At 52.8% G+C, this 24,463-nt stretch carries 18 protein-coding genes and 5 pseudogenes; 10 read left to right on the forward strand and 13 right to left on the reverse strand.

The window, feature by feature from the left end; all coding sequences use genetic code 11:
• Positions 1-55 precede the first annotated feature (55 nt).
• Positions 56-1,267, forward strand: a complete 1,212-nt coding sequence (gene rlmC / locus CS369_RS09135; protein WP_196906833.1) for a 23S rRNA (uracil(747)-C(5))-methyltransferase RlmC — start codon at positions 56-58, stop codon at positions 1,265-1,267.
• Here the strand turns inward: rlmC and artJ (CS369_RS09140) are convergent.
• The 5 genes from artJ (CS369_RS09140) to artP form a co-directional block, all read right to left on the reverse strand.
• Positions 1,243-1,962, reverse strand: a complete 720-nt coding sequence (gene artJ / locus CS369_RS09140; protein WP_196906834.1) for an arginine ABC transporter substrate-binding protein — start codon at positions 1,960-1,962, stop codon at positions 1,243-1,245. The genes rlmC and artJ (CS369_RS09140) overlap by 25 nt on opposite strands.
• 175 nt (positions 1,963-2,137) lie before the next feature.
• Positions 2,138-2,806: an arginine ABC transporter permease ArtM gene (artM, locus tag CS369_RS09145; protein ID WP_196906835.1), complete on the reverse strand. Its 669-nt coding sequence runs from the start codon at positions 2,804-2,806 to the stop codon at positions 2,138-2,140.
• On the reverse strand, positions 2,806-3,522 hold the full coding sequence (artQ, locus tag CS369_RS09150) for an arginine ABC transporter permease ArtQ (RefSeq protein ID WP_196906836.1): 717 nt from the start codon (positions 3,520-3,522) through the stop codon (positions 2,806-2,808). The genes artM and artQ overlap by 1 nt, the downstream gene beginning before the upstream one ends.
• Before the next feature lie 9 nt (positions 3,523-3,531).
• Complete coding sequence (gene artJ / locus CS369_RS09155) at positions 3,532-4,257, reverse strand: arginine ABC transporter substrate-binding protein (protein WP_196906837.1); 726 nt, start codon at positions 4,255-4,257, stop codon at positions 3,532-3,534.
• 20 nt (positions 4,258-4,277) lie between these two features.
• Positions 4,278-5,006: an arginine ABC transporter ATP-binding protein ArtP gene (gene artP / locus CS369_RS09160; protein WP_196906872.1), complete on the reverse strand. Its 729-nt coding sequence runs from the start codon at positions 5,004-5,006 to the stop codon at positions 4,278-4,280.
• A gap of 383 nt (positions 5,007-5,389) precedes the next feature.
• Here artP and CS369_RS09165 point away from each other — a divergent pair, with 383 nt between their 5' ends.
• Together CS369_RS09165 and CS369_RS09170 are read left to right on the forward strand one after the other, a co-directional pair.
• Positions 5,390-6,202 (forward strand): polysaccharide deacetylase family protein, encoded by an 813-nt coding sequence (locus tag CS369_RS09165; RefSeq protein WP_196906838.1) that lies wholly within the window; start codon positions 5,390-5,392, stop codon positions 6,200-6,202.
• Positions 6,203-6,405: 203 nt separating this feature from the next.
• Positions 6,406-7,524, forward strand: coding sequence for a glycosyltransferase family 4 protein (locus CS369_RS09170; protein ID WP_196906839.1), 1,119 nt, complete (start codon positions 6,406-6,408; stop codon positions 7,522-7,524).
• 1 nt (position 7,525) lies between these two features.
• On the opposite strand, the pseudogene hcr reads toward CS369_RS09170, so the two are convergent.
• Positions 7,526-8,541 (reverse strand): annotated as a pseudogene (gene hcr, locus CS369_RS09175) (NADH oxidoreductase).
• A gap of 59 nt (positions 8,542-8,600) precedes the next feature.
• Positions 8,601-10,257, reverse strand: a pseudogene (gene hcp / locus CS369_RS09180) (hydroxylamine reductase).
• A 449-nt stretch (positions 10,258-10,706) separates the two neighbouring features.
• Between hcp and CS369_RS09185 the strand changes: the two are divergent.
• Both CS369_RS09185 and CS369_RS09190 read left to right on the forward strand, forming a co-directional pair.
• Positions 10,707-11,156: a hypothetical protein gene (locus tag CS369_RS09185; protein WP_196906840.1), complete on the forward strand. Its 450-nt coding sequence runs from the start codon at positions 10,707-10,709 to the stop codon at positions 11,154-11,156.
• Positions 11,157-11,274: 118 nt separating this feature from the next.
• Positions 11,275-12,942, forward strand: coding sequence for an ATP-dependent endonuclease (locus CS369_RS09190; protein WP_196906841.1), 1,668 nt, complete (start codon positions 11,275-11,277; stop codon positions 12,940-12,942).
• A 94-nt stretch (positions 12,943-13,036) separates the two neighbouring features.
• On the opposite strand, the pseudogene cspD reads toward CS369_RS09190, so the two are convergent.
• A pseudogene (cspD, locus tag CS369_RS09195) lies at positions 13,037-13,258 on the reverse strand (cold shock-like protein CspD).
• Positions 13,259-13,424: 166 nt separating this feature from the next.
• On the opposite strand from cspD, the gene CS369_RS22595 reads away from it, so the two are divergent.
• The 3 genes from CS369_RS22595 to clpA all read left to right on the forward strand — a co-directional run bounded on the left by CS369_RS22595 (position 13,425) and on the right by clpA (position 16,315).
• Positions 13,425-13,616 (forward strand): hypothetical protein, encoded by a 192-nt coding sequence (locus CS369_RS22595; protein WP_210769486.1) that lies wholly within the window; start codon positions 13,425-13,427, stop codon positions 13,614-13,616.
• A gap of 74 nt (positions 13,617-13,690) precedes the next feature.
• Complete coding sequence (clpS, locus tag CS369_RS09205; protein WP_196906873.1) at positions 13,691-14,008, forward strand: ATP-dependent Clp protease adapter ClpS; 318 nt, start codon at positions 13,691-13,693, stop codon at positions 14,006-14,008.
• 30 nt (positions 14,009-14,038) lie between these two features.
• The gene (clpA, locus tag CS369_RS09210) at positions 14,039-16,315 is read left to right on the forward strand and encodes an ATP-dependent Clp protease ATP-binding subunit ClpA (protein ID WP_196906843.1); all 2,277 of its coding nucleotides are present in this window, start codon (positions 14,039-14,041) and stop codon (positions 16,313-16,315) included.
• Positions 16,316-16,494: 179 nt separating this feature from the next.
• On the opposite strand, the gene infA is transcribed toward clpA, so the two are convergent.
• The 5 genes and pseudogenes from infA to trxB all read right to left on the reverse strand — a co-directional run bounded on the left by infA (position 16,495) and on the right by trxB (position 22,278).
• Positions 16,495-16,713 (reverse strand): translation initiation factor IF-1, encoded by a 219-nt coding sequence (gene infA / locus CS369_RS09215; protein ID WP_002211347.1) that lies wholly within the window; start codon positions 16,711-16,713, stop codon positions 16,495-16,497.
• Between the two features lie 128 nt (positions 16,714-16,841).
• Positions 16,842-17,557: pseudogene (aat, locus tag CS369_RS09220) on the reverse strand (leucyl/phenylalanyl-tRNA--protein transferase).
• Entirely contained in the window at positions 17,557-19,299 is a 1,743-nt protein-coding gene (gene cydC, locus CS369_RS09225) for a cysteine/glutathione ABC transporter ATP-binding protein/permease CydC (protein ID WP_196906874.1), read from the reverse strand. The pseudogene aat and the gene cydC overlap by 1 nt, the downstream one beginning before the upstream one ends.
• A 19-nt stretch (positions 19,300-19,318) precedes the next feature.
• Positions 19,319-21,082: a cysteine/glutathione ABC transporter permease/ATP-binding protein CydD gene (gene cydD, locus CS369_RS09230; RefSeq protein WP_196906844.1), complete on the reverse strand. Its 1,764-nt coding sequence runs from the start codon at positions 21,080-21,082 to the stop codon at positions 19,319-19,321.
• 236 nt (positions 21,083-21,318) lie between these two features.
• Positions 21,319-22,278, reverse strand: coding sequence for a thioredoxin-disulfide reductase (trxB, locus tag CS369_RS09235; protein WP_196906845.1), 960 nt, complete (start codon positions 22,276-22,278; stop codon positions 21,319-21,321).
• A gap of 546 nt (positions 22,279-22,824) precedes the next feature.
• Here trxB and lrp point away from each other — a divergent pair.
• Together lrp and CS369_RS25125 are read left to right on the forward strand one after the other, a co-directional pair.
• The gene (gene lrp / locus CS369_RS09240) at positions 22,825-23,319 is read left to right on the forward strand and encodes a leucine-responsive transcriptional regulator Lrp (protein ID WP_196906846.1); all 495 of its coding nucleotides are present in this window, start codon (positions 22,825-22,827) and stop codon (positions 23,317-23,319) included.
• A 147-nt stretch (positions 23,320-23,466) separates the two neighbouring features.
• A pseudogene (locus CS369_RS25125) lies at positions 23,467-23,997 on the forward strand (DNA translocase FtsK 4TM domain-containing protein); the annotation flags it as partial.
• Positions 23,998-24,463: the final 466 nt, after the last annotated feature.

The following is a 24,463-nucleotide window of genomic DNA, read 5'->3' on the forward strand; positions in this document are numbered from 1 at the left end:
ATCGTGCCTGACGGTGCTATAATGCCGCCCCGACTTTATTGACTCATCTTCTTCTATGCAGTGTGCACGATATACCGAAGGCAGTTGCCGCTCCTGCCAGTGGCTGGAAAAACCTTATACACAGCAGCTGTCTGACAAGCAGCACCAGCTGGTTGCGTTGCTGGACAAACAGGCGGTGGGGGCTTGGTTGCCCGTGGTTTCCTCGCCACAGCAGGCTTTTCGCAACAAGGCCAAAATGGTGGTCAGTGGCAGCGTCGAACGCCCGGTGTTCGGTATTCTGCGTCAGGATGGCAGCGCGGTCGATTTGTGTGACTGTCCGCTTTATCCGGCATCGTTCGCGCCGGTGTTTTCTGTGCTCAAAACGTTTATTGCGCGCGCCGGGCTGACGCCCTATCAGGTGGCCCGGCGGCGCGGTGAATTAAAATATCTGCTGCTGACGGAGAGTCGCCTGCGCGGTGAGTTTATGCTGCGCTTCGTGTTGCTCTCTAAAACCAAGCTGGCGCAGCTACAACAGGCGCTTCCCTGGTTACAGCAGCAGTTGCCTCAGTTGGCGGTGATCTCAGCCAATATCCAGCCTGTTCATCAGGCGATTCTGGAAGGGGAAGAGGAGATTGCACTGACGGAAAACCAGATGCTGGAAGAGGCGTTCAATCAGGTACCGCTTTTCTTGCGACCGCGCGGTTTCTTTCAAACTAACCCGCAAGTCGCCGCCACACTCTATGCCACGGCGCGTGACTGGGTTGCCGCGTTGCCAGTGACCAGCATGTGGGATCTGTTTTGCGGAGTCGGTGGTTTTGGATTGCACTCTGCCACGCCGGACATGCTTCTGACCGGTATTGAAATCAGCGCCGAGGCTATAGCCTGCGCGCAGCGCTCTGCCACACTCCTTGGGTTAACGCAGGTGACATTTCAGGCGCTGGACTCCACCCAATTTGCCACTGGCAATGCCAGTGCGCCGGATCTGGTGCTGGTAAATCCCCCCCGACGCGGCATAGGGAGCGAGCTCTGCGCGTATCTGAGCCAGATGGCCCCAGCATATATCCTCTACTCAAGCTGTAATGCACAGACCATGGCGAGTGATATCATTCTGTTGCCGGGATACCGGATTGTCCAGGTGCAACTGTTCGATATGTTCCCGCATACCACGCACTATGAGGTTGCGGCGTGGGTAAGGCTCAGGAAAAAGAGACAAAAAAAGCGCCCGAGGACGCTTGTTGACCAGACTCTGACTTATTGCGGGAACTATTTGTCGTTGATGGCTTTATAGGTGCCGTCTGCTTTGATGGCTTCCAGCGCGCCGTTTAATTTTGCCAGCAGTGCTTTGTCATCAGGACGAACGGCGATACCGAGACCGGTGCCGAAGTATTCCGCGTCAGTCACATGTTCGCCAACGGTTTCCAATTCCGGGTTGTTCTTGATCCATTCATTGACCACCGCCGTATCGCCGAAAACGCCGTCGATGCGTCCGTTTTTCAAATCCAGCACCGCATTTTGATAGCTGTCGTAGGACACAGTCTGCACTTCCGGGTGCTTGTCATTCATGTACTTCTGGTGCGTGGTGCCGTTTTCCATCCCGATGCGCTTGCCTTTCATGGCGGCAAAATCACTGAATTTCCCCTTCTGCGCGATAACCACGGCAGAGTTGGCATAATAGGGCTGGGTAAACGCCACTTGTTTGCTGCGCTCTGGGGTGATGTCCATCCCGGAGATCACGGCATCGTAACGACGGAATTTCAGCGCCGGGATCAGGCTGTCGAAAGCCTGGTTGGTGAAGGTGCAGTTAGCTTGCATCTGTTTGCACAGGGCTTTCTCCAAATCCATATCAAAGCCGACGATCTTGTTGTTGGCATCGAGAGATTCAAACGGCGGATAGGTGGCGGAGGCGGCAAAACGAATAGTGTCTGCGGCGTTAGCGCCGAATGCCATACCTGCCAGTAACGTGGCGACCACGAATTTTTTCATGTTGTGCTCCAACGATTTTTTAAAATTTTTCCTGCGGCATGCTTTCCGCTCAACGGCAATCACATTGCCATCAAATGAATTTATATGCAAATAAAATGATTAAAAATACATTTAAATGGCGATAAAACAGACAAAAAAAGCAGGCCTAAGCCTGCTTTATGTCGTACAAGAGAGATCAGTTACGGTGTTCAAACGCCAGTGCGCGTCGTTCGATAAGACGCATCAGCAATGTCAGCAACCCATTGACGCACAGGTAAATAATCCCTACGGCACCGAACACGGCGACATCGTAGGTACGGCCATACATCAGTTGGCTGTAACCCATCACCTCCATCAGCGTGATGGTATAAGCCAGGGAGGTACTCTTAAACACCAACACCACTTCGTTTGAATAGGACGACAGGGCGCGTTTGAAGGCATAGGGCAGCAAAATACGCAATGTTTGTGCCGGCGACATACCCAGTGCCGCGCAGGATTGCCACTGCCCGGAAGGTATGGCGCGCACCGCGCCGTAAAACAGTTGCGTAGTATAGGCCGCGCTGTTTAATGCCAACGCAATCATGGCGCACAGCCAGGGCTGAGAGAGCAAGTGCCACAACCACGGGATCTGCTGGATTGCCGGAAACTGGCCTGGGCCATAGTAGATCAGGAAGATTTGCACCAGCAGCGGTGTGCCGGTAAACAGGGTGATGTACGCCCGGGATAGCAGGGACAACACCGATGTTTTTAACGCAAGCACTGCCGTCAGCACCAAAGAGATAACCAGTGCGGCAATCAGCGCCACCAGCGTAAGGCTGAGGCTGGTGTGCAACCCTTTGAGCAATTCAGGTAAGTAGGCGAGCATCAGGACGGCCTCCGTTCAAAGCGCGTAGTACGCAGTTCGATACGTTTGAGGACGTATTGACTTAACAAGGTGATTACCAGATAAATCGCTGCCGCAATCACATACCAGGTAAAGGGCTCTTGGGTACGTGTGGCGATGCTCTTGGTTTGCAGCATCAGATCGTTCACGCTAATCAATGACACCAATCCGGTATCTTTCAGCAATACCAGCCATTGGTTGCCGAGGCCGGGCAGGGCATGACGCCACATTTGCGGCATGATCAGACGAAAGAATATGGCTGCTTTACTCAAACCCAGGGCTTGCCCTGATTCGCGCTGCCCTTGAGGGACCGCTTTGAGCGCGCCGCGTAGCGTTTGTGACGCATAGGCAGCATACAGCAGCGCCAATGCAATCACACCGCATAGAAACGGGCTGACTTCAAACGTCTCAATGTTTAACTTGATGGGATACGCTGTGCCACCAACACTGAGCGTAAAGCCATCGGCCAGTATCAGCAGCAGCTGTGATAAACCAAAATAGATAAACAGCACCACCAGAATTTCCGGCAGACCGCGTAGCAGCGTCACTAACGCTGTGCCACACCAGGCAACGGGCTTCCAGCGCGCCATTTCCCAGACAGCAAACAGCATCGCCAGAATCAAACCGAGTACCAGTGCACAAACGGCAAGGCCGACGGTCATGCCGGCGGCGCTTGCAAGAGGATGAAATTCAATCATTGAGCGAGATTACTGCTGAAACCATTTGTTGTAGATGGACTGATAAGTGCCATCCTGTTTGACTTTGTCCAGCGCGTCATTGAAGCGTTTGACCAGTGCATCGTTACCCTGACGCACCGCAATGCCCAAACCGATACCAAAGTAGTTTTTATCCGTCACGCTGCTGTCTACGGTAGCCAACTGGTCGTTCTGTTTCAGCCACTCATTCACCACGGCGGTGTCACCGAATACTGCGTCCAGACGGCCGCTTTTCAGATCCAGAATGGCATTCTGATAGCTGTCATAGGGCACTGTGGTTACATCTTTGTGTTGGTCCAGCAGGTATTTCTGGTGAGTCGTACCGTTTTGCACGCCAACGCGTTTACCTTTCAGGGCACCGATATCGGCCACTTTGCCTTTCTGTGCGATAAACAGCGCAGAGTTGTCGTAGTAAGGTTGGCTAAAGGTGACCTGTTGCTGACGTTCCGGCGTAATATCCATCCCGGCCATAACAGCTTCATAACGATGGAATTTAAGCCCTGGGATCAAGTTGTCAAAGGCCTGATTGCTAAACGTACAGGTGGCGTTCATCTCTTTGCACAGCGCATTGGCAAGATCGACGTCAAACCCTTGGATCTTGTTATCATCGCCCACGAATTCGAACGGAGGGTAAGAGGCTTCGGTCGCGAAACGGATGGTTTCAGCGGCGCTGGCGGCAACGCTGGCGAGGAGTGCTGCAACGAGTAATTTTTTCATTGTCATTTCCATCTTGTTCATCAATGAGAAAGATAACTGGCGAACTCGGCGGTTTGCGGCGCGGTAAAGTGGCCCGCATCACCCTGTTCGACAATACGACCATTTTCCATGTACACCACACGGCTGGCAGTTTTACGTGCAAAATCCACTTCGTGAGTGACGATCACCTGAGTGATGCCGGTCTGTGCCAGTTCCTGAATAATACCGACCACCTGGGCCGTGATTTCAGGATCGAGGGCGGCCGTTGGTTCATCAAACAGCAGCACCTGAGGTTCCATCATCAGTGCACGGGCAATCGCCACGCGTTGCTGTTGCCCACCGGACAAATGCAGCGGGAAACGATCGGCAAAATCGCGCAGACGTAAACGTGTTAACAGTTTGTCTGCACGTGCCAGCGCCTCGTCTTTGCTCAACCCCAATACCCGACAAGGTGCCTCGGTCAGGTTTTGCGTGACGGTCAGGTGTGGCCACAGGTTGTATTGCTGAAATACCATGCCGACATTGCGGCGCAGTTCACGAATGGCACCGTCACTCGGCGGCTGCGCAAACGTAAACTGGTTGCCTGCGATGGCAAGCGTGCCCGAACGCGGCATTTCCAGCAGGTTCAATACGTGCAGCAGCGAGCTTTTCCCCGCACCACTGGGGCCCAATAACACCAGCGTTTCGCCAGCCGGACAATCAAGGGTGACATCGAATAGCGCCTGATGCGCGCCATAGAAACAGTTAATGCTGTTTAGTTGAATACTCATGCGCAAGAATTGAATAGACATTGATGCCGCGAATGTTAACGTCGGCAGGATACTTATGCAATCGCCGTGGGTTAAAATTTGCTTATTAGCGGACTAATGGATAAATAATAGCACAAAATATCGGTTAAGCGGCGGGGTGGCTGTAATTGTCGGGACCGAAGGATAACAGACAGCAAATCTGCCCGTAGCGGCGACTATCATGCTGCAGTTACGCGTCGATAGCATCAAAAAATACAGGTTATGAATGCTTTGTAGTGATGTATTGTTGAATTTTTGTGTGGGAAAATTAATAGTTTTTGTGTTTTTGGTTATGACGTTAGCGCACCCATGGCAACGGTAGGTTGTGCCTGTCAACAAGCGCATACAGAAAAGAGCGTAATAGAATGAATGCAAGTGCAATTCCCATCCTGATGTATCACCACGTTGGCCCTAAACCTGGGCTGGTGACGCTGTCGTCCGACACCTTTATTGAACAGATGACCTGGCTGGCGCGTGCCGGGTGGAAAACCGTGACCGTGGCTGAATTGGAAGGATTTTACCGTGGAGAGCCTTTGCCGCGTAAAAGTGTGATGATCACCTTTGACGACGGTTATTTGGACAATTGGGTTTATGCGTTTCCGGTGTTAAAACGTCTTGGGCTGCATGCGCATATTTTTTTGATTACCAGTCAGATTGGTGACGGACCCGTGCGTGAACTTGCGGAGATTGCTTTCTCCCACAAAGAATGCGAGGAAAAAGTCGCCACTGGCCATGCCGACGATGTGATGATGCGCTGGTCTGAAATTGAAGAGATGCAAGCCAGTGGTTTAGTGGAGTTTCACGCGCATACCCATAACCATCAGCGCTGGGACTGGCAAATCGCCGATCCTACTGAGCGCCACCGCGCATTGGAAACCGATCTGCGTCTGTGCCGTGAAACGCTGCTTGCTCGACTGGGGTCGTATAGTCGTCATTTTTGCTGGCCTATGGGTTTTTATAACCATGATTACGTTGCCATTGCTCAAGCGCAAGGGTTTGACTATCTCTACACCACCGAGCGGAGGATGAACATGCCGCGACAACTCACCTGGCGTTTGGGACGAATCAGCACCAAAGAGCTAGAAGACACCTCCTGGCTTAAACGGCGACTGTTTCTGTATACCACACCGGTTATTTCTTCATTATTTGCCTTACATAAAGGTCAGCGTTATACCTGATCGTTTATTTCACGACAATGACCACATGCCCAGAATAATGTTCCTGAGCCTTTTATGTATTTATTTACCGAAAATACCCTCCTGTATAAAAATTATTTACCTTCCGTTTAGTTTCGCTCTCATAAAATTACGCCAGACGTTATACACACCGTGCATATCCTCGTTTGAGGGTAAGGTGTTGATTGTTTTTATTAGGTTTATTTATGAGAAAACGCATTCTCTACACGGAATCCTCTAAGCATGTAGGCGGGCAGGAATTGCAAGCAATGATGCAATTACAAGCCTTACAACATTTAGGCTTTGAGGTGTTATTGGTATGTCGCCCGGAAAGTGAAGTTGCTACACTTGCCGCCGAAAAACATATTCCAATATACCCGATTACATTTAGAAATAGTTATCATTTCCCCTCGCTATGGCGTTTCAGACAGCTTATTAATGAATATCATCCCTTATTTGTCGTCAGTCACAGCGGGCATGATGCAAATATTGCTGCACTGGCAACCAAGCTGACCTGGAACAAGCCAACACTCGTGCGGCAAAAAACCTATCTGACCAGCAGGATTAAACCGTTTAGCACCAATTATCTGGCGGATCAGGTAGTGGTGCCCAGCAGTGGCATGAAGCGAGCGATGGTGGCGGGTGGCTGTCGTGATGAGAAAATTGAGGTGGTCGCACCTGGGTTTGACTTTGCTACCTTGCATGCCCAGAGCGAGCGGGCCTTGCCTGTCTCTGTGCAATGTTGGCTGGAGGCCAGTACGTCGCCAGTCATTGTTCAGGTTGGTATGCTGCGCGGTGAAAAAGGGCACGATACCGCCTTGGCCGCGTTGGCGGCGCTCAAGCAGTCAGGTCATGGGTTTCGTTACCTGATCGTCGGTGATGGTCCTGAGTGTAAGGTTATCAATGCAATGATTGCGCGCTATGGTTTGCAAGATAACGTGATGATGGCGGGTAAGCTGTTCCCGGCAGCGGCCGTCTACCGGCATGCAGATCTGGTGTTGATGCCTTCACGTAACGAATCATTCGGGATGGCATTGGTTGAGGCGATGTATTTTGGCGTCCCGGTGATGGCAAGCGACGTGGGAGGCATCCCGGATGTTATCCGTCATCAGGAAAACGGCGTATTGTTGCCGTGCGATGATGTCGCGGCTTGGCAGAATGCTATTGCTGATTTCCTTATGCATCCTGAATCCTACCGGCAGACGGCCCGCCACGCCTGCGATGACGTGGTATTGCGCTACTCTATCGATGCCTGCGTCAAAAAAATTATCGCATTGGCCTATAAGGAGCCCACACCCACGGTTGAGGGTGTGGCAACGCCTTAGGTTACGCCAGTACCGTATCCCCGTGCAGTTGACAACTGCACGCGAGCACATAGCCTTGTGCAATCTCTTCCGCTGTCAGCGTCATGGTGCTACTGGTGGTGTAATCGCCGGAAAGCACTTTGGTTTTGCAACTGCCGCATACGCCTGCGCGGCAGGCGGCATTAACCGGTATTTATGGCTTTCCAGCGCCGCTAACAGACTGATCCCCACCGGAACACGCAGCGTATAAGCGGCTGGCGAATGATCAGCGTCAACTGCTCACCGTCCTCTTTCAGTGCTTCAGCGCTAATCTGGAACTGCTCTTTGTAAAAACGTGTGGCGGGGACGCCAGCATCGGCGACCAGTGCGGAAACTTGCTGCATAATAAGGGGCTGGGCCGCAGGTCATCACAATGCGCTGTGCCAGATCCGGCACCGCTTGTTTCAGTAACTCAGGCGTTAACCTTCCGGCGAGAAAACCCGTTTCGGCGTCAAATTCGGCGACCAACGTCAGCGTCAGCTGTGATGGATAGTGCTCTGTAAGGCGTTGCCACTCTGTGGCAAAAATCACCTGCTGCGGGTTACGAACATTAAAGATAACCTGCAAGTGAACGTTGGGATGGTGCGCCAATAACCAGCGACTCATCGACATGATGGGCGTAACGCCACAGCCTGCGGCCATCATCAGATAACGTTCCTGTTCGGCATGACCCCTATCGACACAGGTAAATTCGCCTTGTGCATCGGAAAGCCACAGATAGTCACCGGGTTTGACCTGCTGCGTCAGCCAGCCTAAGCCCGTCCTCTGTTCTACCCGCCGCACCGTCAGCGTGATAAACGGGCTTAATCCTGGGGTTGAGGAGAGGGTATAGGCGCGCAGGGTGTCGGAGTCGTTGGCAATGCAAACCAGTGCATACTGCCCCGGACGATAGGGGTAGAAATCGTGATTAATCAGCGAAAGCGTCCAGACGTCAGGCGTTTCCTGACGAATGGAGTGAACTTGCATGCGGTCCGGGCATGCGGAGGTCGGTTGTGTCATGTGTGCTCTCCAAACAGCACAAGCGACGCGTTGCCGCGCCGCTTGTTGTCCGATTGCTCTCAAGCGGACAGAATAGTGTTGATGTCTTCTTCTACGGTGGTTATTGAACGCATACCGAATTTTTCGTTCAGCACGGCCAGCAGGTTATCCGTCAGGAAGCCGGGGGCGGTAGGACCGGTTCTGATGTTTTTGACGCCCAGCGACAGCAGCGTGAGCAGAATGACGATAGCTTTTTGCTCAAACCAGGAGAGTATCAGGCTCAATGGTAGGTCGTTCACGCCGCAGCCTAGTTTTTCTGCCAGTTTCACGGCCAGAATGATGGCTGAGTAGGCATCGTTACACTGACCGACATCGAGCAGACGCGGTAACCCTTCCAGCGTGCCAAAATCCAGCTTGTTAAAGCGATATTTGCCGCATGCCAGCGTCATGATCAGGCAATCATCAGGAACACTACGGGTGAAATCGGTGAAGTAGCTGCGTTCACTGCTGCTACCGTCACATCCCCCCACCAGGAACACATGACGCAACTTACCGTTAGCCACCAAATTGATCACGGTATCCGCCGCGCTGAGCAGGGTCTCACGTCCGAAACCGACGGTAATGTTGTGCTCGATTTCACTGTACGGGAAACCGGCCAGGTCTTGCGCCTGAGCAATAATATGTTTTAAATTATATACTTGCAGATGGTTTACGCCCGGCCAACTCACAATGCTGCGTGCGCGTCCAGATACGATCGCCGTAGTTTCCGACATTCGGGTCGATGATACAGTTGGATGTCATCACGATAGGGCCTGGGGACTTAGCAAATTCAACCTGCTGGTTCTGCCATCCGCTGCCATAGTTACCCACCAGATGCGAGAATTTCTTCAACTCGGGATAGCCGTGCGCCGGTAACATTTCACCGTGGGTGTAAATGTTGACGCCAGTGCCTTCGGTCTGTTCCAACAGCATCCGCAGGTCTTTCAAATCGTGACCGGAAATCAGAATGGCCTTGCCAGCCACCGGGCGCACGTTCACCTGGGTCGGATGGGAATGACCGTAGGCGTCGGTTTCACCTTTATCGAGGATAGCCATCACGTTAAAGTTCATTTTACCAATCGCCATGGCGTTATTCAGCAGCGTATCCATGTCGCTTGGCTGCGTGCCCAGCCAGGCCATCAAGGCGTGGAGCTCGGCATAGATATTGTCATCGTATTGGCCGAGCACGTGGGCATGCTCCATGTAGGCGGCGGCCCCTTTCAGACCGTACAGGCATAGCATACGCAAACCGTGCAGGTCGGCACCGATCGTGGCTTTATCATGATCCAGTGCGAATTGGCTCGCCTGCTGTAACAGTGTTGGAATATCGTTGCCCGCCAGTTGCAGTTCAGACAGCGGGTGATCAACGCTGGCATCTGCCTCAAGCAGGCGGCAGCGTGTTTTCAGTCCGTGACGCAGTTGGATTGCGTCTTGTGCGTAACCGATAATTCTCTGCGAATCGAAGTTGACGTTGGTCAGCGTGGCGAAGAAGGCGCGAGGAACGAAGTTATCGACCGTATGGTCGATGATATCCAGAAAACGGGCTTTTAGCGCCCAGGCCGATAACCCCTGCAATACGGCGACCAGCAGGTCTTGCAAATCGGAGGTTTCAGCGGTTTTATCGCACATGCCTTGCGCATAGGCGCAACCGTTTCCAGCCGGGGTACGGATAGTTTGCTCACATTGCACACAAAACATAACGTTATCCTTTTTTAAAGTTGCATTTATAATGCTTTTTTAAAGAATAGTGACTTCCCCTTCAGTAAAAAAGGCTTTTTACATGCAACTTTAGGTAAGTTTGATGTAGCGCAATTTTCATCTTGGCGGATGAAAATACGTCTCAATTCAGTCTGTTTGCGCAGAGGAGACCATACCCGCAAAGCGTCGCGCCTACTTTATGAAAGGGGCTGTCACAACTTTCACGTAGCGTACCTGCCTCTGAATAATCTGTGGTACAGGAGCTCTGTTGCCTATGCTAGATGTTAGCGCCGAGGGGAACTGCGTTTGCAAGCGGTATGAAGATCTTGCTGTGTCAGCATCGCCGTGTTTATCGACATTTCCAGCATTGACCCGCCAAATCGCCAATATAGACAGCTTACCGGTTGAAATGATCCAAAAAATTGCAACCTACCTTCCAACCAATGACTATGACAATTAACGATAGCATCATGGAGATCCTGGAAGCTTTTTGTAAAAAGCTGACGACGATGGCCATGAGCCATAAACCGTCATTGAGCCCAGCGCTGTGCTACCGATACCAATATAATATCAGCATTGAGCTGCGCACGTTTGATGCGCAAGCAGAAGTGACTTTTCAGGCAAGTAATATTTGCAAATTATCTCAGCTCAATGATTTTTATGCCTGTGCGCACCAACTCTATGATGAGCTTGCGATTCCGCAACGCATTTATCTGACCGCAATGATGGTCAAATTACACCAATTCTGGCGTGCGTACCCGCCTGCCAACCTTGACAGGCAGGCGGTTGATAAAACCATTCGTTCCTATGTCACGCTGCTGCGTTCAGGGAATGACGTGTTGGCGTACTGTAAGGCAATGAAGATAAACATTTCTGGTGACGCAAGTTCGAACCCGTAAGGGATCACAGAAAAGGCATCTGCTGGATGACACAGCAGTCGGGGTAAAGCACGCTGGTTAGGGTATACAATGAAAACAGTGCTGTGCAGTTGTGCAGCCCGAACATCAGGAGGTGTGCATGTACCTTGAAAGCGTGGAGATTGTTGGGTTCCGCGGCATCAATCGTTTGTCAATGGTACTGGAGCACAATACGGTCTTGATTGGGGAAAATGCCTGGGGCAAGTCAAGTCTGTTGGATGCCCTGTCCCTGCTGCTGTCGCCAGCGTTGCCGTTGTACCATTTCTCTTTGCAGGATTTCCATTTTACGCCCGGCGATGAAGCGAGCCGGGAACACCACTTGCAGGTTATTTTCACCTTTTGTGAAAGCGGCGTCGGGCATCACCTTGGGCCGCGTTACCGTGGCCTGGCACTGGTTTGGGTCAGGGGCGAGGGCAGATTACAGCGCATTTTCTACCGTCTGGAAGGTGAAGTGGATGACTGCGGTGCGGTGTGCACCTGGCGCAGTTTCCTTGACGCGGACGGGCAGCCGCTGCTGCTGGAAAACATTGATGCGCTGGCGCGTGAACTCATTCGTTTGCACCCGGTTTTGCGGCTGCGTGATGCGCGTTTTACCCGACGCAAACGGGTTGACGTGGTGCCGTTGCCGGTGCGGGAGAGTAACAGCGACGACCTGACCCAGCACCTCAATCAACTGATGCAGGAACTGACTCGCAATCCGCAGCGACTGACCGATCAGGATCTGCGTCAAGGGATTGTGGCGATGCGGCAACTGCTGGAGCATTACTTTTCCGAGCAGGGAGATGAAGGCATTACGCCGCGCCATCCCCGCCATGCGCGTGCACACAACGGAAAATCCTGGCGCTCTCTGGATAATATCAACCGAATGCTGAGCGATCCCAATAGTCGTAGCCGTCGAATCATCCTGCTCGAACTGTTTTCTACGCTGTTGCAGGCGAAAGGCGCGGTTTCGCTGGATACGGAGTCGCGTCCGCTGTTGCTGGTAGAAGATCCTGAAACACGATTACACCCGATCATGCTGTCGGTTGCCTGGGAGTTGCTGATGCACTTGCCCTTGCAAAAAGTCACCACCACCAATTCCGGCGATCTGCTGTCGCTGGTGCCTGTGGAGCTGGTGTGCCGCCTGGTGCGGGAGTCCTCGCGGGTGGCGACTTACCGTATCGGGAAGCAAGGGATGAGTCCTGAAGACAGCCGCCGTATTGCCTTTCATATCCGCTTTAATCGCCCTTCATCGCTGTTTGCGCGCTGCTGGCTGCTGGTGGAAGGTGAAACGGAAGTGTGGATGCTTAGCGAACTCGGCCGTCAATGTGGGCATCACTTTGAGGCAGAAGGGGTACGCGTCATTGAATTCGCGCAATCAGGGCTGCGGCCGTTGCTGAAATTTGCGCACCGCATGGGCATTGAGTGGCATGTGCTGGTGGACGGTGATGACGCAGGTAAAAAGTATGCTGCCACGGCGCGCAGCCTGCTCACCCAACAGGGGGAAACCGATCGTGACCACATCACGATGCTTTCTGCTCCTGATATGGAACATTTTATGTATCGCAATGGCTATAAGGACGTTTTCCACCGCGTTGCACAACTGCCGGAAAATGTGCCGCTCTCGGCCGCGAAAGTGATTGTGAAAGCGATTCACCGTGCCTCAAAACCGGATCTGGCTATCGAGGTGGCAATGGCTGCGGCCGAACGCGGTAATGACGCCATTCCTGTGTTGATTCGCACGCTTTTTTCACGCGTGCTCTGGTTGGCGCGTGGCCGAGCCGATTGAGCCGATTCGCGCTCAGAGGATCCAAAATAAAAATGCCGGTTGTAAAACCAGCATTTTTTTCTGTGGATAATGGTGAACCTGTTTCAAATCATCGCTAGGCTACGGCCTCGGCGACCAGCGGTACGATCAAACTGGCGTGATTTCCTTTAGGACCTTTATGAACATCAAATCTGACCGCCTGGCCTGCCTTCAGCGTGCGATAACCGTCCATTTGAATAGTCTAGTAGTGGGCAACGATATCCTCGCCTCCACCCTCGGGACAGATAAATCCAAAGCCTTTGGCATTATTGAACCATTTAACAGTACCTATCTCCATGCATTTACGTCCTTCGCAAGAGTGTTATCGAAACGAGAGGTTAGGTTATTTGGTCGATATGAATGCGAATTGATTAAAACCCCGTCAATTCACCTGTACACTCTAGTGAAATCGAAAAGAGCGTCAAGCCATCCCTCCGGGGCAGCACAGAGCAGTGTGTCAAAGTTTGATGCAGGTAACGCAATTGATGATTTTCATGCAGGGTTGTTGCTTTAATACGTGTGCTGTTACCGATGACATCACCGGACTATTTCTTGCTTCTTGGCAACACAGCGCGCGTGCAGGTGATAAAATAAAGAGTAAATGGCTGATGTGGGACATTCAGCCCGGTGTCGCATTAATGAAGATAGATGAATAATGAGTAACCGCAGTGTGGGGATTGAAAATAAGTGGGGGCAGGCTACCCACGTTGATGCAACGTCGGAGATACGTATGGAGAGCCGTCCCTGGACGCATTCTGACAGCGTTCTGCTGGAAAAACAGCAGCAAAAACTGCAACCGCCATCGATGTATAACGTGATTTTAAACAATGATGATTACACCCCGATGGAATTTGTTATTGACGTTCTGCAAAAGTTCTTTTCTTATGATATTGAACGCGCAACGCAACTTATGCTGACGGTTCACTATGAAGGGAAGGCGGTCTGTGGTGTTTTCAGTGCCGATGTGGCTGAAACCAAGACGGTGCAAGTGAATCGCTATGCAAGGGAAAATGAGCACCCGTTGCTCTGTACGCTGGAAAGGGCCTGATATCAGGTAATTTATTGTGGGGAGGCGCCTATGCTTAATCAAGAACTGGAACTCAGTCTCAACATGGTTTTCGCCAGAGCGCGTGAGCGCCGCCACGAGTTTATGACCGTGGAGCATTTGCTACTGGCGTTGCTCAGCAACCCGGCAGCGCGCGAAGCGTTGGAAGCATGCTCGGTGGATTTGGCTGCACTGCGCCAGGAGCTGGAAAAGTTCATCGAACAGACCACCCCTACGTTACCGCAAAATAATGAAGAACGTGAAACGCAACCGACGCTGAGTTTTCAGCGCGTATTGCAACGTGCCGTGTTCCACGTTCAGTCTTCTGGCCGCAGTGAAGTCTCTGGTGCCAACGTGCTGGTGGCTATCTTCAGCGAGCAGGAATCGCAGGCGGCTTACCTGCTGCGTAAGCATGATGTGAGTCGGCTTGATGTGGTGAACTTCATTTCCCACGTCACGCGCAAAGAAGAGCCTGGTCAGGCACCAAGCTCGGAAAATTCTGTCAACGAAGAGCCGGTAGGTGGGGAGGATCGCATGGAAAACTTCACCACTAACCTCAATCAATTGGCTCTCGTTGGCGGTATCGATCCCCTGATTGGGCGTGAGAAAGAGCTGGAACGCACCATTCAGGTGCTGTGCCGTCGGCGTAAAAACAATCCGCTGCTGGTGGGCGAATCTGGCGTAGGGAAAACGGCCATTGCGGAAGGTCTGGCCTGGCGCATTGTTCAAGGCGACGTGCCAGAAGTGATGGCCGGTTGCACGCTCTATTCTCTTGATATCGGTTCGCTGCTGGCGGGCACCAAGTATCGTGGCGATTTTGAAAAACGTTTCAAAGCGCTGCTCAAACAGTTGGAACAGGATCAAAGTAGTATCTTGTTTATTGATGAAATCCACACCATCATCGGTGCGGGCGCGGCTTCGGGTGGACAGGTAGATGCGGCTAATTTGATTAAACCGCTGCTCTCCAGCGGCAAGATTCGGGTTATCGGGTCTACCACGTACCAGGAATTCAGCACAATCTTTGAAAAAGACCGTGCTTTGGCGCGTCGTTTCCAAAAAATCGATATTACTGAGCCAAGCGTCGAAGAGACCGTACAAATCATTAATGGACTCAAACCGAAATATGAAGCTCACCATGGCGTGCGTTACACGGCCAAAGCCGTGCGCGCCGCTGTTGAACTGTCGGTCAAATACATCAACGATCGCCACCTGCCGGATAAAGCTATCGATGTGATCGATGAAGCTGGCGCGCGCAGTCGTTTGCTGCCAGACAGCAAACGCAAAAAAACGGTGAACGTTTCAGATATTGAATCGGTGGTGGCGCGCATTGCCCGCATCCCCGAGAAGACTGTTTCAGCCAGCGATCACGATGTGCTGAAAAACCTGAGCGACCGCTTGAAGATGCTGGTGTTCGGTCAGGATAAGGCCATCGAAGCGCTGAGTGAGTCCATCAAGATGAGCCGCGCTGGTTTGGGCAGTGAGCGCAAGCCTGTCGGCTCTTTCCTGTTTGCCGGGCCTACCGGGGTTGGGAAAACGGAAGTCACCGTGCAACTGGCGAAAGCGATGGACATTGAGCTTCTGCGCTTTGATATGTCGGAATACATGGAGCGCCACACGGTGAGCCGCCTGATCGGTGCGCCTCCGGGCTACGTTGGTTTCGATCAGGGTGGATTGCTGACTGACGCGGTGATCAAGCATCCGCATTCTGTGTTGCTGCTCGATGAAATTGAAAAAGCGCATCCGGATGTCTTTAACCTGCTGTTGCAGGTGATGGATAACGGTATGCTGACCGACAATAATGGTCGCAAGGCGGATTTCCGCAACGTGATTGTCGTCATGACCACCAATGCGGGCGTGCAAGAAACCCAGCGCAAATCGATTGGCCTGATTCAACAGGACAACAGCAGCGATGCGATGGAAGAGATTAAAAAGATCTTCACGCCGGAATTCCGCAACCGTCTCGACGCCATAATCTGGTTTAACCATCTGTCAACGCAGATTATTCAGCAGGTGGTGGATAAGTTCGTCGTGGAACTGCAAGCGCAGTTGGACGCCAAGGGAGTGTCGTTGGAAGTCAGCGAAGATGCGCGTAACTGGCTGGCGAACAAAGGTTATGACAAGGTGATGGGCGCTCGGCCAATGGTGCGTGTGATGCAGGAAAACCTCAAAAAGCCGTTGGCAAACGAACTGCTGTTTGGCTCGTTGGTGAATGGCGGCTCCGTGAAGGTGGAACTGGATAGCGCGACGAAAGCATTAACTTACAGCTTCCACAGTGCGCAAAAGCTGAAAGCGGAAGGAACTGTACACTGAGTGTGTCATTGAGCAGCAAAAGAAAAAGCAGTGCGAAAGCGCTGCTTTTTTGTCTTGGTTGTGGTGAGTACCGCCACGCGCAATCTGTACCAAAAAGCAAAAGCCCTTACCTGAACAGGGAAGGGCACATAAGGCGGGTACATCCTCAGGTGTCGCTGCGCTAGCGACAGGTGAACCGATTAACGGCTACGGAAGACAATGCGGCCTTTACTCAGGTCGTACGGGGTCAGCTCTACAGTGACTTTGTCACCCGTCAGGATGCGGATATAGTTTTTACGCATTTTACCGGAGATATGAGCGGTAACCACGTGTCCGTTTTCCAACTCAACGCGGAACATGGTGTTAGGCAGTGTATCAAGCACGGTGCCTTGCATTTCAATATTGTCTTCTTTGGCCATCGAATCCTCTAGGGTTAACTACCTTAACTTTTTTAACGGGCACGATAATGCCGAAAAACCGGCATTATGTAAAGGAGCGTTGATGATCTCAGCAGCAACTTTCGGATAAGAAGGGCGTATGAGCACGCTTATCTTTCTCCAATAGGCATCAGTGACAGTGCTTGTGGCTGCCAACTGGATGCCGCGAGAGGGGCGTCCTGCAATGCGCGTAGTGCCGCCAGATACCTCTCGCGTGAGACTTCGGTAGCACCGAGAGACGCCGTATGCGCGTTTAGCACCTGGCAATCGAGCAACTGCCCGCCACAGCGCACAAAATGCGTGACAAGGGCAACCAGCGCGCATTTAGACGCGTTATCTCGGTTGCTGAACATCGACTCGCCGCAAAACAATTTTCCTTGCGCAATGCCGTACGACCCACCCACCAATTCATCCTGGTGCCAGACTTCTATGGAATGCGCATGCCCCAGTTCATGCAGCGTGCAGTAAGCGGCAATCATCTCTGGACTGATCCAGGTTCCTTCCTGACGCGTGTGCGCGCAGGCGTTTATCACGGTGCTGAACGCATAATTAAGCATGACGTGAGAAAAGGCTGCTTGCGTATGAACTTGTGCAGGCTACGGCTGATATGGAGCGCTTCAGGGTGCAATATGGCGCGTGGATCGGGAGACCACCACAGAATGGGATCGCTGGGAGAGTACCAGGGAAAAATGCTGCTTCGATATGCCGCCAGCAATCGGTCTGGCGAAAGGTCTCCGCCAAAGGCCAATAAGCCGTTGGCATCAGTCAACGCCTTTTCCACCGGAGGAAAACGCGTAGTATTGGCTGAAAGTTGAAATAGCTGCATCATGCCTGCCGGATGGCGTGTTGATGGAACTGCCAATAGCGGCCGCGTGCTGCCAGCAGATCGGCGTGGTGCCCTTGCTCAACCAGATGACCATTATCCAGTACGCAAATACGATCCAGATACGCCAGATCGTGCAGGCGATGGGTAATGATTATAACCGTTTTGCCGTGGGTGTTTTCACGCAGTAGATGCAGAATTTTTTGCTCGGTATCAGCATCCAATCCTTCGGTCGGTTCATCCAACAGCACCAAGGGAGCAGGATGGAGTAAGGCGCGAGCCAGTCCAAGGCGGCGCTGTTCCCCGCCTGAGAGTTGGCGCCCGCCTTCACCGATCCAGGCATTAAGGCCCTCTGGCGTTTCCAGTAAATTACCTAATCCTACCTGTTCCAACTGTTGGCTCAGTTGGGCATCGCTGGCTTGCGGTGCGGCCAGTAGCAGGTTGTCGCGCAGCGTTGCGCTAAAAATGTGTATCCGTTGCGGCACCACGCCCATCATGTCACGCAGTGCCGGTTCACTCCACTGTGCGAGCGGCAGACCGTTGAGGGTAATGCTTCCTGCATCGCAGTCCCAGGCGCGGGTCAGTAATTGCAATAGCGTTGACTTGCCACACCCGGTACGTCCCAGCAGCGCAATGTGTTCGCCCGGCGCGATATCCAGCGTAATGTCCTGCAATACCGGCAGCGGTTGACCCGGATAAGTGAAGCTTACCCGCTGTAGTGATAGCGTTGCTGTGGTGGTTGAGGTTGCGGAGGGGGCGGCCGTCGTGAAAACCACCGCAGGTTGCTGATGCAGAATCTGGTCAACGCGCGTGGCTGATGCGATCACCTGACCCAGATGTTGAAATGCACCGGTAACCGGACCTAATGCTTCAAACGCAGCCAGTGCGGCAAATACAAACAGGGCAATTAACGCTCCCGGTTGCGTATCACCGCCAATCCCCGTTGTTGCCAGCCAGAGAATGGCGGTAACGGTAACACCGGTGCAGAGCAGCATTAGTGCCTGCGACAGGCCCGTCAGGCGCGCCTGACGCTGTTGCTGTGTCAGCCAGGCCTGCTCCGTGTCGGTGAGCTGGCGGCGAAAGGCTGTCTGCGCGCCAAACAGGGTCAACTCGGCTTGCCCTTGTAGCCAGGTAGTTAACTGCGTGCGATAACGTGAGCGCAGCAGCGTGAGGTGGGTGCCAATCGGTTTGCCCGCACGGTAGAACACCGGCGGGAGCAAAGCTAACAGCAGCAACATAATGGTGCCGAGGGTCAATGCCAGCGAGGCATCAAGCCAGCTAAGCCCGTAAGTCACCGCCAGGATCACCACCAGCGCGCTGACCAATGGCGATATCACGCGCAAGTAAAGGTGATCGAGCGTATCAACATCGGCAACCAGACGGTTGAGCAGGTCGGCCTGACGAAACCGGGCGAGCCCTCCTGGTGAAAGTGGGAGCGTGCGCGAAAAGGTAAACACGCGCAGGTGTTGCAGCACGCGGAAGGTCGCGTCATGGCTCACCAGACGCTCGGCATAACGCCCGGCGGTACGTAGGATCGCCGCACCGCGCACGCCCGCCGCAGGCAGCATGTAATTGAAGGTCATCAATCCGGCAAGGCCGGCCAGTGAAGCCCCTGCCAGAAACCAGCCGGAAAGCGTCAGCAGCCCAATACTTGCCAATAATGTGACAATGGCGAGCACTACACCAATGCTCAGCCGCCAAATGTGGCGACGATACAGCAGGAGAAAGGGTTTCAGTACCTGCAACGGCGTGTTCTGCGACATATTAGTAAGCTCCCTGACGCTGTGCCAGCAGATCGGCAAACGGGCCTGACTGTTGACGTAGCGTGTCATAGTTACCCTGCTGCACCAGTTGTCCTTTTTCCATCACCCATACGCTATCGTAATGGCGAGTGTCATCAAGGCGATGCGTCACCAGCAGAGTGGTTTGCTGGCGTGCGGCGTTTTCCAAGGCGAGCATCACGCGCTGTTCACTGTGGGAATCCAGGCTGGCCGTTGGTTCATCCAGAAGGAGCAACTGCGAGTGCTTTAACAATGTCCGCGCAACAGCAACGCGTTGTGCCTGTCCGACAGAGAGTCTCGCTGCGTCATCACCCACGACGGTATCAAGACCCTGCGGCAACAGGGGCAGAAATTCGTGCACGTAAGCGCGTTCCACCGCCTGTTGCAACGTGTCCTCGCTGGCCTGTGGGTTCCCTAACAGAATATTGCTGCGCAGCGTTTCTTCTGGTAAATGCGGATTTTGCCCTAACCAACTGATGTGTTTACGCCATGCAGTCGCATCCAGCGCATGCAGTTCCTGCCCGTTGATACATAACGAACCACGATAGGGCAAAAAACCGAGCAGTACGTTAAGCAACGAACTTTTCCCGGCACCGCTCACGCCGACCAGCACTACCCGCTGTCCCGGTTCGAGCGTAAAGGTCAGAGGCTCGGTTAGCGCAGTGCCAGTGGGCGATAACACCACCAGTTGGTCAGCCTGGATGGTAATCGTCTCCGCGTCGAAAGGTTGTGTGCCGAGGCCGACCTCTTGCGCTTCAGCGGTAAGAAAGCTCACCAGCGATTCCGAGGCGCCGACGGCTTGCGCTTTTGCATGATAAAACGTGCCCAGATCGCGCAACGGCTGAAAAAACTCGGGGGCAAGAATCAAGACCAGAAAGCCAGCAAACATGGTGACGCCGGTGCCATAATGGCCGAAATCCAGCTCGCCAAGGTAAGAAAAGCCAAAATACACCGCGACGACCGCGATGGAAATAGATGCAAAAAACTCGAGTACGCCGGAGGAAAGAAACGCCATGCGCAACACTTCCATGGTGCGACTGTGAAAATCCTCCGATGCCCGACGAATGTCTTCCACCTCGGCCGCCCCGCGATGAAACAGTCGCAACGTTTCCATGCCGCGCAACCGATCGAGAAAATGGCCGCTCAGTCGTGCCAGTGCCAGAAAATTGCGGCGGTTGGCATCGGCGGCCCCCATGCCGACCAGCGCCATAAACAACGGGATCAGCGGGGCGGTAACCAGCAAGATGAGTGCCGCCGCCCAGTTGATGGGAAACACGGCGGCCAGAATCAGCAGAGGAATCAAGGCCGCAAGATACATTTGTGGCAGATAGCGCGCATAGTAATCCTGCATATCTTCGACTTGCTCTAAAATAAGCGTCGCCCAACTGCCGGCTGGTTTTCCCTGCACCCAGGCGGGTCCCAGGCGCTGTAATTTTTCCAGTACCTGATGGCGAATTTGTTGCCGTACTGCCTCGCCACAGCGAAAGCCCACCTGCTCGCGCAGTAAGTGTGTGAGCGCGCGTGCGGCAAACAAGCCAATAAGCAGCATGAACTCGCTGACGAGTGTCTGACGGGGCACGTGCTCAATAATCAAGGCGTGCAACAATGTTGCCAATACCCACGCCTGTGCCACGATCAGAAGACCGCTTACCACTCCCAGTAATAAAGAGAGGCAGAGCCAGCGTTGTGCCAGTTTGCTCTGTTGTTTTAGCCAGCGTGCAAGTTGTTGCTGTCGAGTCTGTTTCATAGAGTACCGGGCTGCGCTATAGAGATGAGAACACCCAAAAATTCAACCTTTGTGTAACTTTTATATAACAAAAAGCAAGCAGGTATTCAGCGTGGCCTCATGTTACCGCGCTAAAGTGCAGTTGCAAACCAAAAGAAGGGAGAAAATGCGGGGAGAGATCAATTTTCCCAAAAGGGAGCCAAAAGAATCCCCTTATTCAGGTGGTACGATCTGAATAAGGGGAAAAGGGCAGAATATTATCGGGTAGAGAGGCCATCCAGATAGCGCTCTGCATCCAGCGCGGCCATGCAACCGGTGCCCGCCGAGGTAATGGCCTGACGGTAGATATGATCCATCACGTCGCCTGCGGCAAACACACCATGGATGCTGGTCTGTGTAGCGTTGCCGTGGATACCGGATTGTACCTTGATATAGCCGTTTTCCAGCGCCAGTTGACCGTCAAAAATGGCGGTGTTTGGGCTGTGGCCGATGGCGATAAATACGCCAGCCAGAGCCAGTTCTTCACTCTCATCTGTGCGGGTGTTACGAATACGAACGCCGGTCACACCCATGTCATCGCCCAGCACTTCGTCCAGCGTACGATCGGTGTGCAACACAATATTGCCGTTTTGCACTTTGTCCATCAGACGGTCGATCAGGATTTTCTCTGCGCGAAAGCTGTCACGACTGTGGATTAAGTGAACTTGCTGCGCAATGTTAGACAGGTAAAGTGCTTCTTCCACCGCGGTATTGCCGCCACCGACTACGGCGACGCGTTGGTTACGATAAAAGAATCCGTCACATGTGGCGCAGGCAGACACGCCCTTGCCTTTAAAGGCTTCTTCGGAAGGCAGACCGATGTAGCGTGCGGAGGCACCGGTCGCCACGATCAGGGCATCACAGGTATATTCTTCGCTGTCGCCAAACAGACGAAACGGGCGTTGTTGCAAATCTACGCGCTGGATGTGATCGAAAATGATCTCGGTGTTGAACTTTTCAGCATGAGCGTGCATGCGGTCCATCAGCAACGGCCCGGTAAGTCCTTCCGCGTCGCCTGGCCAGTTTTCCACTTCAGTCGTGGTTGTCAACTGCCCGCCTTTTTCCATGCCGGTGATCAACACCGGATGCAGGTTAGCGCGCGCGGCATACACCGCAGCGGTATAGCCCGCTGGGCCAGAACCTAAAATCAATAGCTTGTGGTGCTTGACGGTACCCATGTGTTCCTCTTTTTGCAACGGTCTACTTAATGCCGATTGTAAGGAAATTACCGGGTTAAAAAAAGTAGGCAGAAAAATTGTTACCTATTTGTTTAATCGGTTGTATCGATAACCCATACAATTCACTGATAACACAGCGTCATTTATTAGTGAAATGATTGAAAATGGTCTTACCGAGCGCGCAGTAGGGTTTTATTTGGCAGTTTCTTCTGATTTTCATTGTTTTGCTTTGACAATCGGCTACCATTTTGCGAAAACATCTAAGGAAGAGGAAACATTTGTATGTGAATGGTTGAAAGCTCGGTTTTTCTTTATGTTGTAGCTTTTACCGTGCGACCCGCTGATGGTGCGTTTATAACAGGACAGACAGGGTGTTATGCACGCAGGGATGACGTTGCGGTGCGCCGCGGCGGTGAAAGGAGAGTGACGTAAAGCGACCCTTGATATACAAAATAGACAGCGCGTCTTCTTTTAGGGCTGCTCTGATACATTGATGTGGGTCGGAGTGTAGCAAGGACAAGGATGTAGTGAAGAGAGACAATAAGAATGGTAGACACGAAAAAACGACCGGGAAAAGATCTTGATCGCATCGATCGCAATATCCTGAATGAATTACAAAAAGATGGCCGAATCTCTAACGTTGAGCTTTCCAAACGCGTAGGGCTTTCTCCTACACCGTGTCTGGAACGCGTGCGCCGCCTGGAGCGTCAGGGCTTTATCAATGGCTATACCGCATTGCTGAACCCGCATTACCTCGATGCTTCACTGCTGGTGTTTGTTGAGATCACGCTGAACCGCGGTGCACCTGATGTTTTTGAGCAGTTCAACACGGCTGTGCAAAAATTGGAAGAAATTCAGGAGTGTCATCTGGTCTCTGGGGATTTCGACTATTTGCTGAAAACACGCGTGCCGGATATGTCCGCATACCGTAAGCTGCTGGGTGAGACCTTGCTACGCTTGCCGGGTGTGAACGATACCCGTACCTACGTGGTGATGGAAGAAGTAAAACAGAGCAATCGTCTGGTGATCAGAACGCGCTAAACGCAGGGGTGCAAAGCCCGCTAATTTCAGCTACACTCCTGTGAATATATACAGTCACAGCGCCGAGTTCGCCTCGGAGTTTTGTCATGAACATGAACAGGACCCCTGGAGAGATGCTTGAGCCAGGAATATACCGAAGACAAAGATGTGGCGCTGAAGAAACTCAGCGGCAGCCGTCGTTTATTTGAAGCGATTTTAATCGTTGTTGCGCTATTCGCTGTTTATTTGAGCGTAGCGCTGTTTAGCTTCAGTCCGTCCGACCCGAGCTGGTCACAAACTGCCTGGCATGAGCCCATCCATAATCTGGGCGGTGGTGTCGGCGCTTGGCTGGCCGATACGCTGTTTTTCATCTTTGGCGTGCTGGCTTATGCCATTCCACCGATCATGCTGTCGCTGTGCTGGGTGGCCTTTCGCCAGCGCGATAATCAGAGCGATGTCGATCTGTTTACTCTCTCTTTGCGCCTGATTGGTACGTTGGCGCTGATCCTCACTTCCTGCGGTCTGGCCGCGCTCAATGTGGACGATCTCTACTATTTCGCCTCTGGCGGTGTGCTGGGCAGTTTGCTGAGCAGTTCAATGGTTCCGCGCTTCAACAGCATTGGTGCCACGCTGATTCTGCTCTGCGTCTGGGCAGCGGGCTTGACGCTGTTTACCGGTTGGTCATGGTTGACCATTGCGGAAAAAATCGGTGGCGCGGTATTGGGCTTTCTCACATTCTTCTCCAATCGTTCTCGCGCGGAAGATAACTACCGCGGTGAGGATGACGATTTGCACGACAATGCGGATCGGGAGGGCGAACAGCCCAATACGTTAACCGCGTCAACGGAGGCAATAGCCGAAGACGTGGAGGCGGATGACATATTGCTGGCACCAACTGCGCGTGAGCGCGCCGCTGATGAAACAGAGCAAAACAGTACGGTAAGTGGCGCGGAGGCAACGGATCATCTTGCATCGGTGCAGGAATCGGTTCCGGTTGATACGGCGTCAGACCCAGCGGTTTCGCCCAGCGCAGTCAATCCGGACACGATAGCAACGGCCGTCAGCCATGATCCCGTTGCGCAGGATTCACTGCCGCCGCTTTACGCGTTTGAGTTGCCACAGGCTGCTGTGCAGGAAAATAGCACGTTACCCACCTTTTCACCTT

This window comes from Candidatus Symbiopectobacterium sp. 'North America', from assembly GCF_015762685.1.
GTDB lineage: Bacteria > Pseudomonadota > Gammaproteobacteria > Enterobacterales > Enterobacteriaceae > Symbiopectobacterium.